The sequence below is a fragment of the Streptomyces colwelliae genome (assembly GCF_048158785.1).
Classification (GTDB): Bacteria; Actinomycetota; Actinomycetes; order Streptomycetales; family Streptomycetaceae; genus Streptomyces.
In genome coordinates this window covers 1-584 of record NZ_JBLTJC010000902.1, presented here as the reverse complement: position 1 = coordinate 584, position 584 = coordinate 1, and the positions used below count along the sequence as shown (strand labels likewise).

The 584-nt window shown below is 71.1% G+C and carries 1 pseudogene; it reads right to left on the bottom strand.

The window, feature by feature from the left end:
• Positions 1–584, bottom strand: a pseudogene (locus ACNFOC_RS55075) (ATP-dependent helicase HrpB); the annotation flags it as partial.

Here is a 584-nt window from a genome sequence, read left to right as displayed (position 1 = left end):
CCCCAACTCCGGCTCCAACCACTCGTCCACGCGCGCGTGCAGCGCTTCGTCGGCGACATCGGGCCAGGGGGCTCCGAGGTGCAGATGCAGGAACGCCAGCCGCTGCCGCAGCACTTGGGCATCGGCCGACCACCGCAACAGCCCGAACCCCTCCTGCCGCAACCCTTCAACAAGCGCATCCCGTACGGCGACGGGGTCGGCGTCCTTCAGGGGCCGCACCGCCAACTCGACGGCCCCGAGCCGCTCGACGCGCCGGGCCACCACGTCTCCGTCGGCCCAGTGGACTTCGTCCGCCCGGCTGAGCAGCGCCCCGGCCGCGAACCGGGCGATGTCCTCGTCGACAGCCGCCCCCAGCTGCACGCGCGCGTGCCCCTTGCCGATCGGCCGGTCGGCCACGGCGACAGCGATCCAGGGCGCGCCTCGGAGTGCACTGGAGTCACCGACTTCGGCACGGGTACCGGAGACGAGGAGATAGGAACCGCCGTCGGCTTTTGCGACGCGTTCGGGGTAGGCGAGGGCGGCGACGAGTCCGACGAGCGAATCGTCGTTTTCGACGTTCGCTTTTGTAGGAGGGGCGTAACGGG